The sequence below is a fragment of the Cohnella fermenti genome (assembly GCF_004801405.1).
Classification (GTDB): domain Bacteria; phylum Bacillota; class Bacilli; order Paenibacillales; family Paenibacillaceae; genus Cohnella; species Cohnella fermenti.
The window spans coordinates 26,019-41,341 of record NZ_SSOB01000066.1 but is presented as its reverse complement, the minus strand read 5'-3'; the positions used below and the strand labels follow the sequence as shown (position 1 = coordinate 41,341).

The following is a 15,323-nucleotide window of genomic DNA, read 5'->3' as shown; positions in this document are numbered from 1 at the left end:
CGGAAATCGGGTAGACTACAGTCTATAACCCTTTCAGCGATTTTATCCTTTTAGAGTGAGACCTTAAGGATACCGTAAAATCGCTAGATTGGGTTATTTTTCTTTGGAGAACTTTTCACTGTCCAGTGAAGATATAAATACCGAATTAATAGACCTTGATGAGTTTAATATCGATAGGTTAATAACTGGAATTAGCAGAAATAATCTCATACCGACTGAATTAATTAATGAGTTGGATTCTTTTGAAAATGTTATTTTATCAATGCGTAATAGGACTGAACAATTTAAAGAAAACAGTCCAAATGAGTCCGGTTATATATGGGCTGCAACACTTGGTGACTTAGCGTTAAATAGAATCACTAAAATAAAGGGACTGATAAATAATTTATTAGAATAGGATTTATATACATGTGTATATTCTGGAGAATCAGGAGAAAGTCTTTATTTTAATCGATAATTTACATGTATATACACATTTCGAACACGTATTAATAAATGTTCGTGACAGTGAGTTGATCAATAACGAGAAGGTTATTAACCCAACATCAGGATCAGACCATCGCGCGAATGAGCCTGGTCCTGTTCATTACTTATTACGAAACTCCTGAGGAGTACACCCATGATGCTTTTGAAGATTTTGATGAAGTGCGGCGGAGCCAGGAAGCCGAGCTGACCGCTGATCTCCGCGATCTTAAGCTCTGTATCTCTAAGAAGATGAGCCGCTCGTTCCATACGGGTCTTGCAAGTGTCCAGGTAACCAATACGGGAGGGCGTGTCGGGCAAGAGGTTGTGCAGCTCTATGTGAAGGATGTCGAGTCGTCCGTCATTCGTCCGGAGAAGGAGCTAAAAGGCTTTGCCAAGGTCGAGCTTCAGCCCGGCGAGACGAAGACCGTCCGCTTCGAGCTGAATGAACGAAGCTTCGCGTTCTACGATGTCGAGCTCAAGGATTGGCGCGTCGAGACCGGGGAGTTCGAGATCGGCATCGGCAGCTCGTCTCGCGATATCCGGTTGACAACGTCGCTTAAAGTGACCTCGACGACCGAGATCGTGCCATGTTACCATCGCAACACGACGCTGGGAGAGCTCATGAGCAACCCGGCCACCGTGCCGATTCTTGCGCAGCTTCAGAGCATGGCGCCTTCGTCCGCACCCGAATCGGATGCCGTGAGCGCGGACATGATGATGGCGATGATGCGCTACATGCCGCTTCGCGCGCTGCTTCCATTCACGGGAGGTGTACTGACCGAAGAGCATCTCACCGGGCTGTTGCAGCAATTGAATGCTGCCGTTCAGGCGAATTCCAAACTAACGGAGGGAACAAGCATGACATTTAACGGAGAGTCCAAAATCGGCGACCTGCTCGCCAACGAAATGACGAAGGCCATGCTGGAGAAGAATCTGCCGGGCATCTCGACCAACCCGATGATCGAGATGGCGAAGGGCTTCACGCTGACTCAACTGGGCGCTCTTCCGCAAGCAGGCATCCCGGCGGACACGCTGGCAGCGCTGCTCGCGGATTGGGGAGGCGCTGGAAGCGAAGTAATCCCGACTTAAGCAAGCCCGGCATCGGAGAGCCCGATATCGACTGCCGGCGTCGGTGTGCAGGTTGCTGTCGTCACGGGAGCCGGAAGCGCCATTGGCCGCGCAGCTTCCCTCAGGCTGTCCGAAACCGGCTTCAAGGTTGTGGCCGTCGACTTCAACGCGGCGACGGGTGAAGAAACGCTCCGCCTCATCCGCGAGCAAGGCGGCGAAGGTCTCTTCGTGCAAGCCGACGTCTCGAAGGAAGCGGGTGTCGAACGTTACGTCAAAGCGGCCATGGACACCTATGGTCGAATTGATGCTTTCTTCAACAATGCCGGCGTGCTGCAGAAGTTCACGCTGTTGGAGAACCTGGACATCTCCGAATTCGATCGCATCCTGAACGTCACGAAAGCGGCGGCGATCGAATACGTCAAGAAAGGCGTGCGTGTGAACGCGATCTGTCCGGGCGGCGTCGATACGGCGCTTACGCAGGAGGTTCCCGCCATGATGCAGGAGTCCGGTTATGTTCCGGAGGAGTTCCCGAACATGCGGATAGGGCGCTTCGCCGATCCGACCGAACTGGCGGAGATGGCGGTTTGACCCTGTAATTGCAAATAATGAAAGGTTGAAGCAAGAGGCTGCCCTGACAGGTGCCTCTTGTTTTATTTTACCGCATGATGATTTTCCACTTTTATTATAAAAATCCACCTTATGAGCGCTTTCAAGGTCGTGCTTAAGTATTATTATTAAGCTAAGATGCCAAAGAAGAAGGAGAATTTCCCATGGACATGCCGCCCAAAAGAGGAATCAGCTTGCGAAATAAATTAATCGTCTCTTTCTTGCTTGTCGGCTTGCTTCCGATGTTGGCCGTTCAGATGCTGTCCTATTACGTATCGACAGTGGCTATGAAGACCAATATGAACGATCTGGTTCGTGTGAACTTGCTGCAAACGTCCAAAAACCTGGACACTTCCCTGCATGCATATGAAGATTTGCTTTTCCAAATTTTCACCGACGACAACGTGATGAATCTTGTAAAAGAAATCAATGATCCGCAGACGGGCAGTCTGGAATTCAGCCGGCGCAAGCTGATCAACATTTTGTCGCGGTACTCCTACGCCAAAGTCGGTATACGGAGCATAGCCATATTTACTTCGAACAATACGCTTATTGCATATGACCAACAAACGGGGTCTCCCTATGACAATTTGTGGTCTAATGTCAAGGATCTGAATCAGCTTCCTATTTATAGGGAATCGATTGCCAAAAAAGGAGGAGCTGTCCTGACGCCGCCGATGAAAATCGATACGATCAACAATAAGGAGAAATACGTGTTCCATATGGCTATCAAGTTAAGCGATTTGAACGGAGCCAGTCTGGACGGGATCGGAGTCGCGATTATTACGGTCTATGAATCTGTTCTTGCTCAAGCGATCAACTTGGACGCGGGAGGCGCTTCGGACACGTCCCGTCTGAACAATCGCAATTTCTTGACGGACGCAAGCGACACCATTGTCTCCTCGCCGGACAAAAGTCAAATCGGATTAAATGTAACCGCTGTCATGGGTCGCTCGACCATCCGCAATACGTATTTCAACTCGGCTAGCAATCTGAGAATCAACAATATGATCGACCAGAACCAACTGTTCAAAGAAATCTATGCGATGCAGCGTCTCAATCTGTATTCCGGTTTGTCGGCGGCGATTCTGTCATTTATTCTGATCTATTATTTCTCCGGAAGGCTAACCCGTTCTATCCGCAGAATTCTGAAAGCGATGAGGACTGCGCAACTCGGGACGCTCGACGTGCAAGTGGAAGCCCGAACGCACGACGATTTGTCGATCATTGCGCTTGGGTTTAACAAAATGATGCAAAAAGTCAATGAGCTTATGGTTGAAACCAAGCGTGCTGGAGAAAAGCAAAACGAAGCCGAAATTCGGGCTTTGGAGGCGCAATTCAACCCGCATTTTCTTTACAATACGCTGGACTCCATCAACTGGATGGCCATCGAGAAGGAAGACTATCAGATCAGTCAAATGCTGAAGGAACTGGCGCAGATTCTTCGGTACAGTGTCAAGAATAGCAACAAACGCGTCTCGCTCCGGGAAGAGCTCCGCTGGATGAATTCTTACGTCTTTTTGCAGCAGCACCGGTTTCGTTCTTCCTTCCGTTGCGAGGTGGAGTGCCCGGAGCAGCTTTATCATTGCCAGGTGTATAAGCTGATGCTGCAGCCTTTCATCGAGAATGCGATCATTCATGGATTCAACGGGGTGAAAAGCGGAGGGGTGCTCCGTATCTCCGCGAGGAAACGGGATAATCAACTGCTGATGGTGCGCATCGAAGACAACGGTGCTGGGATGTCGGAGGAGAGGAGGCAGGAGCTTCTCTCCGGACGCCCGAAGGGGGCGGAAGCTGCCGGAAGCGGTCTTGGCATCCGCATTGTTGCCGACCGGCTTCATAGCTATTACGGAAACAGGGGAGAGCTTGATATTCAAAGCGGACCGGGCCAAGGAACGGTCGTTACGATCGTCCTGCCTATTGACGAGGGGGAACAGGCGTGATGAGGATCGTCGTGGTGGAAGACGAGCACAATGCAAGAGAAGGATTGGTCCGAATCATCGGTAAATTAGGCTCAAGGTACGAAGTCGTCGGAGAAGCGGATAATGGGCTGGACGGGATCGATGTCATCGATCGAACCAAGCCGGATCTGGTTATTACCGATATCAAGATGCCCGGAATGTCCGGACTGGAGATGCTCGGCACTCTGAAGAATAAAGGACTCCGGCACAAGATGATTATTCTTACCGGCTATTCCGAGTTCGAATACGCTCACAAAGCGTTGAAGATGAGTGTCAGCGATTATTTGGAGAAGCCGATTACCGTGCCCGATCTGCAAGAAGCGCTGGACAAGGTGGAGCAAGAATTGAGGCAGCTCCCTCTCGTTCCGGAAGGATCGGATGAACCGGGCAGCCTTGATTCGCTTTTCCTGAGATTAATGGATTGTTCGAGGGAAGAGGCCGAGCGTCAGGAGGCCCTTATAAGGGCCAAGTTCGGCTTCAGAGACGAGATTCCGTTCTGCATTGCAATTTGCTGCTACGACGGTAGCAACGACAAACAGCCGTCTATCTTGAGAGAGCTGCTGAAATCGAGTTGGAGGTCCGTCGGGATCGGCCTTGTTTATGATATGGCATCCCGCAGCATCGTAGTCTCCATCGTTCAAGCGGCGGATGCGGACTTCGATCCGGCGAAGTTCGCGGATGAGCGTCTCCTTCCCGAGATTGCCAAAGCCGGGTTCGTCGTCGAGTGCTGCCTTGGCGATGTATCCCGACTGTCCGAGCTGAAGAAGGCAATCGAGGAACTGCTTGAGTTGGCTAAATGGTCGATGATCCTGGGGAACAGGAGGGCAATCCGGCGCGAGGATCCCGAGCGATTGACGAAGAGAGAGCTTCCTTATCCCGCTCTGCTGGAGAGCAACTGTTTAAGGGCGATCGTGAACGCGAACAAGCAGGAAATCGAAAGGCAGTTTCAAAACTGGGTGCATGCCTTCAAGGATATGAAGTACGGTCCCGTTCTGACGATCGAATATAGCATCCGATTTGTTTCCTACATGCTCAGGCTGGCTGGAGACATTCACGGCTACATGCTGCCGGAGCCGTTGCAGAGCGAATGGCAGCGCTCCCTCCGCGAGATTCGAACGATCCGGCAATTCGGGAGAGCGATGGATGAGATTGCTTCGGCTTTGGCAAGTATGAATAGCCCGGAAGGCCAACCTGTCTACAGTCTGCTCATTCAGAAAGCGGTTCGAATGATCCAGGAACGCTATGCGGAAGGCATTACTTTGGATGAAATCGCGGACCATCTTCGCGTAACGACGGCTTATTTAAGCGGGCAATTCACAAGAGATGTGGGTCGGCGGTTCTCCGAGTACATCAGAGATATTAGGCTGAGAAAGGCAAAGGAGCTGCTGCTCGGCAGCGAACTCAGAACATTTGAAATCGCGCAGAAGGCCGGCTATCCGGATCCCAAATACTTCTCTCGCGTATTCAAGGAAGCAACCGGCATGACGCCGGGAGAATTCCAGAAATTAAACGACCGATGAACGGTGGAAGTCACATGAAGAATCTCCACTTTTCAGAGGATATTGCAATTTTCGAAGCGTTTTCATTTGTGTAATCTTAAGATGCAACGACAATCCATCTTTTGGGGGTAAACGAATGAAGAAGTCTGTAGTCGGCCTGATGCTTGCGGTATTTATGATCCTTAGCCTTGTCGGATGCGGTTCCGGCGAGAATAAAGAGAACGCTTCTCCGCCCGCTTCTCCATCGGCGGTCGCCCCGGAATCGTCATCTCCGTCCGAATCGGCGTCCTCGGAGACGGAAGCGGACAAGAAAAAGCTGACAATGTGGTTTTATTTCGAAGGCAAAGAACGTTTCGACAAAATCAAAGTTTTGACGGACGGTTATACGAAGCTGCATCCGAACGTGGAGATCGAACCGGTATTCATCCCGTTCGCGGACTTCAAGAAACGCCTTTCCGTTGGACTTGCCGCCGAGGATCTGCCGGACATCGTCGTTATCGACAATCCGGATACCGCAGCTTATGCCGCCATGGGATTGTTCGCGGACATTACCGACAAAATCGCCGCATGGCCCGATAAAGACCAGTTCTTCCCCGGTCCTTGGTCGTCGACGATTCTGGACGGCAAGCAATATGCCATCCCTCTGGGCAGCAACAACCTCGCTTTGTTCTACAACGAGAAGATGCTTGCGGATGCCAATGTGCAGCCTCCGACGACGTGGGACGAGTTGCGTGCAGCCGCGAAAGCGCTAACGAAAGATGGAGTAACCGGCATCGGTATCGCCGCGCCCGGCAACGAAGAAGGGACCTTCCAGTTCCTTCCCTGGCTGCTCTCCGCCGGAGCCGCCTTCGACAAGGTCGGAGGACCGGAAGGAATTAAAGCGTACGGCTATCTGGCCGACCTGGCCAAAGACGGCTCAATGAGCAAAGATGTAATCAACTGGACGCAAGCGGACGTCATGAAGCAATTCGCCGCGGGCAAAATCGCGATGATGATCAACGGTCCGTGGCAATTGCCGGAGCTCGCGACGAACGCTCCCGACTTGAAATACGGCATTGCGCTTGTGCCGAAGGATCAAACATTCGCCTCCGTTCTCGGCGGTGAGAACCTGAGTATTGTAAACGGCAGAAACGTGGACGAAGCCGTTTCGTTCGCCATGTACGTTGAATCGCCGGAAGTGCTCAAATCGTTCGCACAAGGCTTCGGCTATTTCCCAGCCCGTAAAGACGTCGCGGCGGACCCTTATTGGTCCGATAACCCGCAGCTCAAAGTATTCGCGGACAACATGAATTACGCGTTGCCTCGCGGTCCTCATCCCAAATGGCCGGAAATCTCCAACGCGCTGTCAGAAGCGCTCGTGAAGTCCATTCTGGGAAGCAGCGCGGCGGAGGATAACGCCAAAGAAGCGCAAACCAAGATCGATAAAATTCTGGGCAAATAATGAACTTCGCCATGTTTTGTTGCAAGGCTTCGTATAAGAAGGCCGGGAAGCATCCGGCCCCTTATACGAAGCAATGGATCAAGAATCGACAGGTGGTGGACCCTTGCTGAACAGACGCCAAAAAATGACGGGTTATTTGCTTGTTCTGCCCGCTCTGCTTTATATGTTGTTTTTCGTCGCCTATCCCATCATTGATAACCTTCGTCTCGGATTTCTCGATGTGAGTGTCATGAATGTATCGCATGGAGAGCAGCCGTTCGTCGGCTTCGTCAATTACAAAGATCTGTTCGCAGAAAGCGTTCTTGTCACTTCGATCTTTAATACCTTGATTTACACCGTAGCCTGTATCGTTCTGCAATTCATCATCGGACTGGCGTTCGCCATGTTGTTCAACAGGCCGTTCCGGCTCGCGCAGCGTCTTCGCGGCTTGGTCATGATCAGTTGGCTGCTGCCGGCTACCATAACGGCTATGATGTACAAATTCATGTTCGGCGCCGGAAATATCGTCAATGACGTGCTTTCCCGCCTGCACTTAATAAGGGACCAGATCGATTGGCTCATTGCGCCGATTCCGGCCATGATCACGTTGATTATCGCGAACACCTGGATCGGGATTCCCTTCAATATGATGCTGCTGACGACCGGTCTCATGACCATTCCCAAGGACATTTACGAGAGCGCGTCGATAGACGGAGCCAACGCCTGCAATCGTTTTTTTCGGATCACATTGCCTTTGCTTAGGCCCGCAATCTATTCGCTGCTTGTTTTAGGCTTCATCTATACCTTCAAAGTGTTCGAGCTTGTGCTCATCGCAACGCACGGAGGTCCGGTAAACGCCACGCAAATGATGTCCACTTACGCTTACAAATTATCTTTCGAATTGTTCAAATTCAGTCATGGCGCCGCAGCCGCCAATATTATGTTCCTGATTCTTCTATTCGTGGGCGTTATCTATTTGCGCATGGTCAGGAAAGAAGAGAGGAGCGGGTTATGAGACGCCGCTGTCCGTCTTGGCTGCTCTCCTTGATTGGAATCGTCGTAACGGCGGCTTTCCTGTTTCCACTCTATTGGATGATTATTACTTCGCTCAAGCCCGAAGGGGAAATATTCCGATCGCCTGTCACTTGGGTTCCCCACTCCTTTTATTTTGAATCCTATACCGAGCAATTGACGGGTTCTTCCTACAACATCCTGAACGGATTTCGCAATAGCGCTATCATTGCGTTCGGTTCGCTTGCGATCGCAACGCTTCTGGCGATCCCGGCCTCTTACGGACTCGGTCGATTCAGGATTCCGGGTAAGAGCATGCTTCTGCTTCTGTTTCTTGTAACGCAAATGCTGCCTTCGTCGTTGATTCTTACGCCTCTGTTCATTCAATTCAAACATATGGGATTGATCGGGCCGAATTATTGGAGCACCATTCTCGCGAATGCGACAATCGGGATTCCGTTCTCTGTCGTTACGCTGCGCACGTATTTTGCCGGATTGCCCAAAGAGCTGGAAGAGTCCGCGACAATCGATGGCTGCGGCGCGATCCGGACCTTCCTGCGCATCATGCTGCCGCTTGCCCTGCCCGGTGTTGCCGTCGCAATGGTGTTCTCCTTCTTGTTCGCATGGGGCGATCTCATCTATGGGATGACGTTCATCAGCAAGGAAAGCATGCGCCCTATCACTTCGGGCATCTATACGTTTCTCGGCTTTCAGAGCACTTCGTGGAATAATACGATGGCGTTCGGAACCGTCAGCATCATTCCTGTTGTGCTGATTTTTATTTTTGTTCAGCGGTATATCGTGAGCGGTTTGACCAACGGGGCGGTCAAAGGATGACACGAAAAAGGGGGTGATGCTTAACGTTTGACACAAAGAACGGATTTTTTTGATTTTAATCTACTAATATGGGAGGAAAGAACGTGAAGAAAGGCAAGAAAGCGATGCTGTTTGCCGGTCTCATTGCGCTGTTGAGCAGTACGGTATCGGTTACTCCGGCTTATGCGGCGACCAGCCTGACGGTCGATTTGTCCAGCGTAATCAGGCCTGTAACGCATGCGGCGGGCGGCTCGTTATACGGCGTCATCGAGAACCAGCCGGATAACAGCCTGATCATTCCGCTTCATGCCAAAGCGTTCAACAATCCGGCGGTCGCCGGCTATCAGCAGCCATGGGGAGCCGCGGTTCCGGTTGCTCAGAAGCTGGCGGGAACGGGCAGCCAGGTGTCCATTCGGTTGGCGGACTGGTTTACCGGCTGGTACAATTATTCGAATCTGAATGATTGGTTCAACAAGCTGACGACGACAGTCAATGCGGTGAAGTCGGCCGGTCTGACGAACATCTACGGCTACGAGGTATGGAACGAGCCGAACGGCACGTGGAAAGGCCAATATGTGGGGGGCATCGATTACAGCGACAGCTATGTGCAGTTTACCGTCAGTGTGCCGACGACCAAAGCTTATGCCATGACGATCCGTTACGCCAACGGCACGAGCGCTTCCTCGACGCAGAACTTGACCGTTAACGGTGGCGGCGCGACGACGGTTGCGTATCCGAGAACCGACGGTTGGCTGAATACGGGAAGCGCGAGTACGGTGACCGTAAACGTCAACTTGAATGCAGGCAGCAACACGATCAGACTCGCCAAAGGCTCGACCGGATACGCCGAGCTCGATTTGATCGATATTGCGGGCGGCAATCCGGCCAGATACGAGGCGGAAAACGGCACCGTCAACCATTCGACCACTTACAGCAGCGGTTATGCATCTTCGAATACGTCGGGCAACCTGACCTTTTCGGAGTTTTTCAGCCAATCATACACCAAGCTGAAGCAGCTCGACTCGACGGCTAAAGTGATCGGTCCTTCGCTGGCCGGATACAGCCACAATTTCATGGTGGAATTCTTGACGTATCAGAAAGTGCATAACACGCTTCCGGATATCGGCGGCTGGCATATTCTCAGCGGCGAGAATATTACGTCGACATTCGAAGATTACCGGGCGATCGAATCGTCTCTCGGCATTACGCCCGAGCCGATATCGATCAACGAATACAGCGGAGCGGGCTGGCTCAGCGACGAAGGCAAGCCTGGCAAGGTGGCTCCTCTGATCGCAAAGTTCGAAAGGCTGCAGATCGACACCGCCATGCAAAGCTATTGGGACGTGCCAAACCCCGGCAGGTTGGGGAGCTTGTTGTCCAGCTCCGCGCAGCGAAACGGCGGTTGGTGGTTCTACAAGTGGTACGGAGACATGACGGGCAATATGGTCTCCGTTACGCCGCCAAACGTGTACGATATGACCGGGCTTGATGGCTTCGCCAACGTGGACTCGTTGAGACAATACGCCAGCGTTCTGTTCGGCGGCGTAACGGACGGCACCGTCAACGCGGTCATCCAGAACTTCCCGTCCTTCTTCGGAACGAACGGCAGCAAAGTGCATGTGCGAGTGGAATCGACGCCGTTCGTCAATCGAAGCATGGCCGTCAACACGACGAACACGTTGTTCGAAGCCGATTACACGATCGCGGGCAATCAGATCACAGTGCCGATAACCGGAGTGAATAGCAATGACGGCTACCGGATTTATATCACGCCGTTCGGTCAGGCAACAAACGTATACGAAGCGGAATACGCGGCTGTCAGCCATTCCAACATCTCGTCTAGTGCTAGCGCATCCGGCGGCAAATACGTTGCGCAGATTGATTTCTCCGACAGTTACGTTGATTTTTATGTAAAAGTACCGACGACAAAGACCTACACGATGACGATCCGCTACGCGAACGGCACAGGCGCCAATTCGACGCACTCGCTGAATGTTAACGGCGGGTCGACGACTACGGTAACCTACACGCCTACGGCGGGCTGGGGGCAATTCGGATCCGTGAACGTAAGCGTGGGTCTGACGGCAGGAGACAACATTATCCGGCTGGCCAAAGGAAGCATCGGGTTCGCCGAGCTTGACAACATTACGATAAATTAACGCAATGTCGATCAAGCCGTAAAGGGTTATTAATATCGGACCTAGGTTAAGAAGCAGCCCTCTAAGTTGGGGCTGCTTTTGCGTGCGTTTGGCAGCGCGCCGACTAAGGAGTGGAAGTCTCGAGCATACCGCGAGGTGGCGGAGTGCATAGCTGACAGGCAGTGCGTAGTCCGCGAGGATGCGTGCGGAGGGCTTGAAGGCAAACCCCGGAGCAGGCGGCTAAACCAAGTTGGTCAACGAGATCGGATAACCCTGCACAAAAAGGGGATGTCCAATACCACCACTGATCTTGTAGGTTAGGAGGATTGGATTCGGGGGAAAGCCGGTGACGTGCCCCAAGGAGATCTCATCGTTCCCGCATAGCGGTAACCTGCGAACAAGGCCGTGACGGCCAAGTCGCAGCTATGGATGGTGAGAAGTCAGAAGAAGGGATATTAGTGAATAAGCTCGCAGGAAAAGCCGCAAAGGCGAGTGAATCGGCACGAAGTTGTCGATGCAAGCCCTGACTCAAAAGGCAGGGACTGTGCGCGAAGCCCGGAACTGGTGTAAGAGAAGTGCCGAGAAGGAATCCATGTGCCAGACAGGAGTCGGGGAGCCAAGAAGCGCTTACGTGAATCTATTTCTGAAGAGCCTGGCTCGGGAAATCCGCACGCCGGGTTCTGTGGGGGTTCGGGCCACCAGTTGGGTGGCCCTTCTACCCGGAGTCGGCTACTCAACTAATGAGTAGCCGACTACCCGATTGGCAATTATGAACGGACAATTAAATGCTTGTGGATAGAGGAATAAGCCGGGGGGGGGGGGGATCTATCCATTGATTGTTATTTGGATGCATCTGCATTATAATGCTTTTATATTCAAACATTTGAATATTTGATTTTTATACGTTAAAGGTGGAGGGTGAATGCCAAGCTTTAATTCTAACGACCAATCACAGCCCATTTCACAGTCCATTTACGAATCAACCTCCCGAATAACGAATATGAGCAGACAAACGGTTATCAAGATTGGGGTCGATGCTTTGAATGAGGTCGGCTCCGATTTAATTTGCAAGGTATGTATCCTAAATGGGGGTTCCTGTTGTAGTGGTTGTCGCCACCTTGTGGATGGAATTGGATGTGCAAACCGCAATACAAGTTGTACGGCATGGTTGTGCGGATTTCTAAAATACCTGCTATATGCAACAAGACTGCTGAAGGAATGGGACGATTTCTGGAGACAAGTTCCAGGTCAAGACTTCCGCGAAGATTTCACGCCGGAGGTTTTTTTCGTGGAGAAGCCGTTGCAAATGAACAGAATTCGGAATCTAAGTGAAGCCCTTGCGACCGACCTGCGAGAACTGGCATCAGAACAAATTGCAATAGGATTCATCTTAACACTCCGAGAGAAAATAGATAAAAACATTGATCGATTGAATCATTGCAAAAATGATCCTAAAAAGCAAATTAAAATCGAAAGAGAACTCCAAGTTTTGTCCAGTCGTTTTCATAATTTTCAAAAAGCGCTGCGTGACTATCATCTCAATCGAATCGAAGGAGAGAATAAATGACCGTGCATTTTCCCAATTGCCCTCAATGCAACTCGGAGTATACGTATGAAGACAGAAAATTATTTATTTGCCCGGAATGCAGTCATGAGTGGTCGACAGAATCGGAAGCCGAGAAGAATGAAGCAAATAAGATTATCAAGGATTCTAATGGGAATGTATTAAGCGACGGAGATACCGTGTCCATAATCAAAGATCTTAAAGTTAAAGGAAGCTCATCTGTTTTAAAAATAGGCACAAAAGTAAAGAATATTCGCCTTGTCGAGGGTGATCATGATATTGATTGCAAGATCGATGGTTTTGGAGCCATGAAATTAAAATCCGAATTCGTAAAAAAAGTATAGGCAAGAGATGATGAAGGGGGAAGAGCCGGATCGGCAAGATCACTGAACAATTGATATTGGACACACGAGGAGGATTGCACGATGCAGTCCTCCTACTTATATGGGAGAAGTTTCAGGACATTAATGAAGATGTGTTCGCTTGTCATGCTGAAACGCTTCACCTTCGATATCGATCTTCGGCAGGATGCGATCAAGCCATCGAGGGAAATACCATGCCGACTTGCCCAGAAGGGTCATAATAGCCGGAACGAGCGTCAGGCGGACAATAAAGGCATCGAAGAGAATGCCGACGGCCAGAGCAAGTCCCATCGATTTGATGATCGAATCCTCCGCGAAAATAAAGCTGGCGAACACGGAAACCATAATGAGGCCGGCCGCAAATACCACTTTCCCGTTTGTTCTCAACCCATACAGAATCGACTTCTTGGGTTGCTTGCTATGGGAGTACTTCTCGCGCATCGCACTTACCAGGAATACTTCGTAGTCCATCGCCAAGCCGAACAGAATGCCTGCAACCAGGACCGGGAGGAAGTTCAAGACCGGAGCAGGTTCCGGTATTCCGAAGAAGCTCGCCATGTTCCCGTCCTGGATGACGAATACAATGAACCCAAGCGTGGCTGTCAACGTCAACAAGTATCCAACCACCGCCTTGATCGGAATCAGAATCGAGCGGAAGACGATGGCGAGCAGAATGAAGGCAAGCCCTGCGATCAATCCGGCGAATTTGGGCAAAGCTTGGTTCAGCATGTCAGAGATGTCGATGTCGACCGCCGTAGCGCCGGTGACCATCAGCTCGACATGAGTCTCTTCTTGTATGCTTGCAGCTTGTTGACGAATTTCTTTGACCAAATCACTCGTTTGGGTATCCAAAGGGTCTGTGCCTGGCAGCAGAGTTAAAATAGCCGTGTCTCCGGATGCATTCAACTGTGGAGGCGTAACGCTGGCAACATTGGATAATTCGGATAAGCCGCTTGTTGCAATGTCAATGGCTGCAGCCGGATCAGCTACACTCGAATCCGCTTTGGCTACGAGGATAAGGGGGCCGTTGAAGCCGGCGCCGAAGCCTTCCGACAGAAGATCATACCCTCGACGTTCCGTTGTGTCGGTCGACTTGGTCCCATTGTTCGGAAGTCCGGTGTGAAGGTGAAGGGCGGGCAAGCTAACCAAGCCCAATAGAAGCACGCAAGCAATCAGGACAGGCAAAGGATACTTGGTAACGAAGCGTCCCCATCGATTCGATTCTCCGTCTTGAGGGCTCACGGAACGAGTATCGTTTTTGGACTTTCCTGTTTTTGGGGCGAATACTTTCGTCGTTGCACCCAGAAGTGCAGGAATACTTACCAGAGAGACAATGACGGCTGCGAACACGGTAACGGCTGCGGAGATGCCCATTGCTCCCAAGAATGGGATTCCGGTCACGGTCAAGCCGAGCAAAGCGATGATGACGGTAAGTCCTGCGAAGATGACCGCGCTTCCCGCTGTTGCATTGGACATGGCTGCGGCTTCCGCACGCTCCATTCCGTCACTCAGATTGTGTCTGAATCGGGAAATAATGAACAGACCGTAGTCGATTCCGACGGCCAACCCCAGCATGGAGGCAAGCGACAAAGAGAAGGAAGGGATCGACGTATAGTGCGAACCGACGAAGATCAGCATCATGCCGATCGCAAGACCAATAACCGCTGTTAGAATGGGCAGCCCGGCCGCCACGAACGAACCGAAAGTTAGAACAAGGATCAAGAAGGCTACGGCAACCCCGACAACTTCGGAGATTCCTCCGATTTCCAGCTCTGACAAGGCTACCGTACCTCCGAGCTCGGTCTGTACTCCTTTATCGTTAGCTGTCTTTATGGCTGCCTCAACATGCTCGATCGAGTCCTGCGCAACCTCATCCGCCGCAACTTTATAAGTAACAGTGGAATAACCGATTCGTTTATCCGGACTGATCGAGTTGGCATCGTAAACGGTCGTAATGGAGGCGACTTCCTCATCCTTGGCGACTTCTTGCTCCGTTGCTTGAACAATCTCTTTGACGGCTTCCGACTCCAGCGTCTCCCCGTCCGGAGCCTTGTAAATCAAAGTAATGGTGCCGCCTCCGTCGGATGAGGTTCCGAAGGCTTCAGCCAATACGTTCTGAGCCTGTTCCGATTTGGTGCCGGGGATACTCATATCGCCGCTGAATTTGGAGCCCATTCCGATTCCGGCTGCTATTGCAATAACCAGCGCGGCAATGGTAATCGTTAGTGCCGTTTTTTTCCTGCGAAATGACCATTTCCCAAGATTGTACAACCATTTTGCCATAATCGTTCCCTCCGTTTTGTCTGCTCCGTAACGACATGACATAATGGTACCTTATCAACAAGGATTTGAAATCGTCCGAAAGGGCATGCCCTTTCGGGCAGAAGAGGGCAGCAGACCGGGATAGCGGCTT

General features: G+C 51.2%; 13 protein-coding genes. 11 read left to right on the top strand and 2 right to left on the bottom strand.

What is annotated here, in order from left to right:
- Positions 1-103 precede the first annotated feature (103 nt).
- Positions 104-397, top strand: coding sequence for a hypothetical protein (locus E6C55_RS31335; RefSeq protein WP_136373787.1), 294 nt, complete (start codon positions 104-106; stop codon positions 395-397).
- A gap of 137 nt (positions 398-534) precedes the next feature.
- Here E6C55_RS31335 and E6C55_RS35275 read toward each other — a convergent pair whose 3' ends face one another.
- Positions 535-732: a helix-turn-helix transcriptional regulator gene (locus E6C55_RS35275; RefSeq protein WP_136373786.1), complete on the bottom strand. Its 198-nt coding sequence runs from the start codon at positions 730-732 to the stop codon at positions 535-537.
- Between E6C55_RS35275 and E6C55_RS31325 the strand changes: the two genes are divergently transcribed.
- The 10 genes from E6C55_RS31325 (at position 715) to E6C55_RS31280 (ending at position 12,892) form a co-directional block, all read left to right on the top strand.
- Positions 715-1,554: a fibronectin type III-like domain-contianing protein gene (locus E6C55_RS31325; protein ID WP_136373785.1), complete on the top strand. Its 840-nt coding sequence runs from the start codon at positions 715-717 to the stop codon at positions 1,552-1,554. The two genes, E6C55_RS35275 and E6C55_RS31325, sit on opposite strands and share 18 nt — an antisense overlap.
- Before the next feature lie 45 nt (positions 1,555-1,599).
- Complete coding sequence (locus E6C55_RS31320) at positions 1,600-2,121, top strand: SDR family NAD(P)-dependent oxidoreductase (protein WP_136373784.1); 522 nt, start codon at positions 1,600-1,602, stop codon at positions 2,119-2,121.
- A gap of 182 nt (positions 2,122-2,303) precedes the next feature.
- Complete coding sequence (locus E6C55_RS31315; RefSeq protein ID WP_136373783.1) at positions 2,304-4,082, top strand: sensor histidine kinase; 1,779 nt, start codon at positions 2,304-2,306, stop codon at positions 4,080-4,082.
- A complete protein-coding gene (locus E6C55_RS31310) occupies positions 4,082-5,620 on the top strand; it encodes a response regulator (RefSeq protein WP_136373782.1) in 1,539 nt (512 codons plus the stop codon). The genes E6C55_RS31315 and E6C55_RS31310 overlap by 1 nt, the downstream gene beginning before the upstream one ends.
- Positions 5,621-5,735: 115 nt before the next feature.
- Positions 5,736-7,040, top strand: coding sequence for an ABC transporter substrate-binding protein (locus tag E6C55_RS31305; protein ID WP_136373781.1), 1,305 nt, complete (start codon positions 5,736-5,738; stop codon positions 7,038-7,040).
- Between the two features lie 103 nt (positions 7,041-7,143).
- A complete protein-coding gene (locus tag E6C55_RS31300) occupies positions 7,144-8,034 on the top strand; it encodes a carbohydrate ABC transporter permease (RefSeq protein WP_230986940.1) in 891 nt (296 codons plus the stop codon).
- Positions 8,031-8,867: a carbohydrate ABC transporter permease gene (locus tag E6C55_RS31295; RefSeq protein WP_136373779.1), complete on the top strand. Its 837-nt coding sequence runs from the start codon at positions 8,031-8,033 to the stop codon at positions 8,865-8,867. Before E6C55_RS31300 ends, E6C55_RS31295 begins: the two co-directional genes overlap by 4 nt.
- Before the next feature lie 83 nt (positions 8,868-8,950).
- Positions 8,951-11,005, top strand: a complete 2,055-nt coding sequence (locus E6C55_RS31290; protein ID WP_230986939.1) for a CBM35 domain-containing protein — start codon at positions 8,951-8,953, stop codon at positions 11,003-11,005.
- Positions 11,006-11,906: 901 nt separating this feature from the next.
- A complete protein-coding gene (locus E6C55_RS31285) occupies positions 11,907-12,551 on the top strand; it encodes a hypothetical protein (protein WP_136373777.1) in 645 nt (214 codons plus the stop codon).
- Entirely contained in the window at positions 12,548-12,892 is a 345-nt protein-coding gene (locus E6C55_RS31280; protein WP_136373776.1) for a zinc ribbon domain-containing protein YjdM, read from the top strand. The genes E6C55_RS31285 and E6C55_RS31280 overlap by 4 nt, the downstream gene beginning before the upstream one ends.
- A 120-nt stretch (positions 12,893-13,012) precedes the next feature.
- Here E6C55_RS31280 and E6C55_RS31275 read toward each other — a convergent pair whose 3' ends face one another.
- A complete protein-coding gene (locus E6C55_RS31275; protein ID WP_136373775.1) occupies positions 13,013-15,193 on the bottom strand; it encodes an MMPL family transporter in 2,181 nt (726 codons plus the stop codon).
- Positions 15,194-15,323: the final 130 nt, after the last annotated feature.

Bases quoted from the DNA above. Each gene is read 5' to 3' on its own strand.
- E6C55_RS31295 (WP_136373779.1), top strand. From the start codon at position 8,031: ATGAGACGCCGCTGTCCGTCTTGGCTGCTCTCCTTGATTGGAATCGTC.
- E6C55_RS31325 (WP_136373785.1), top strand. From the start codon at position 715: ATGAGCCGCTCGTTCCATACGGGTCTTGCAAGTGTCCAGGTAACCAAT.
- E6C55_RS31310 (WP_136373782.1), top strand. From the start codon at position 4,082: ATGAGGATCGTCGTGGTGGAAGACGAGCACAATGCAAGAGAAGGATTG.
- E6C55_RS31280 (WP_136373776.1), top strand. From the start codon at position 12,548: ATGACCGTGCATTTTCCCAATTGCCCTCAATGCAACTCGGAGTATACG.
- E6C55_RS31275 (WP_136373775.1), bottom strand. From the start codon at position 15,193: ATGGCAAAATGGTTGTACAATCTTGGGAAATGGTCATTTCGCAGGAAA.
- E6C55_RS31305 (WP_136373781.1), top strand. From the start codon at position 5,736: ATGAAGAAGTCTGTAGTCGGCCTGATGCTTGCGGTATTTATGATCCTT.
- E6C55_RS31285 (WP_136373777.1), top strand. From the start codon at position 11,907: ATGCCAAGCTTTAATTCTAACGACCAATCACAGCCCATTTCACAGTCC.
- E6C55_RS31315 (WP_136373783.1), top strand. From the start codon at position 2,304: ATGGACATGCCGCCCAAAAGAGGAATCAGCTTGCGAAATAAATTAATC.
- E6C55_RS35275 (WP_136373786.1), bottom strand. From the start codon at position 732: ATGGAACGAGCGGCTCATCTTCTTAGAGATACAGAGCTTAAGATCGCG.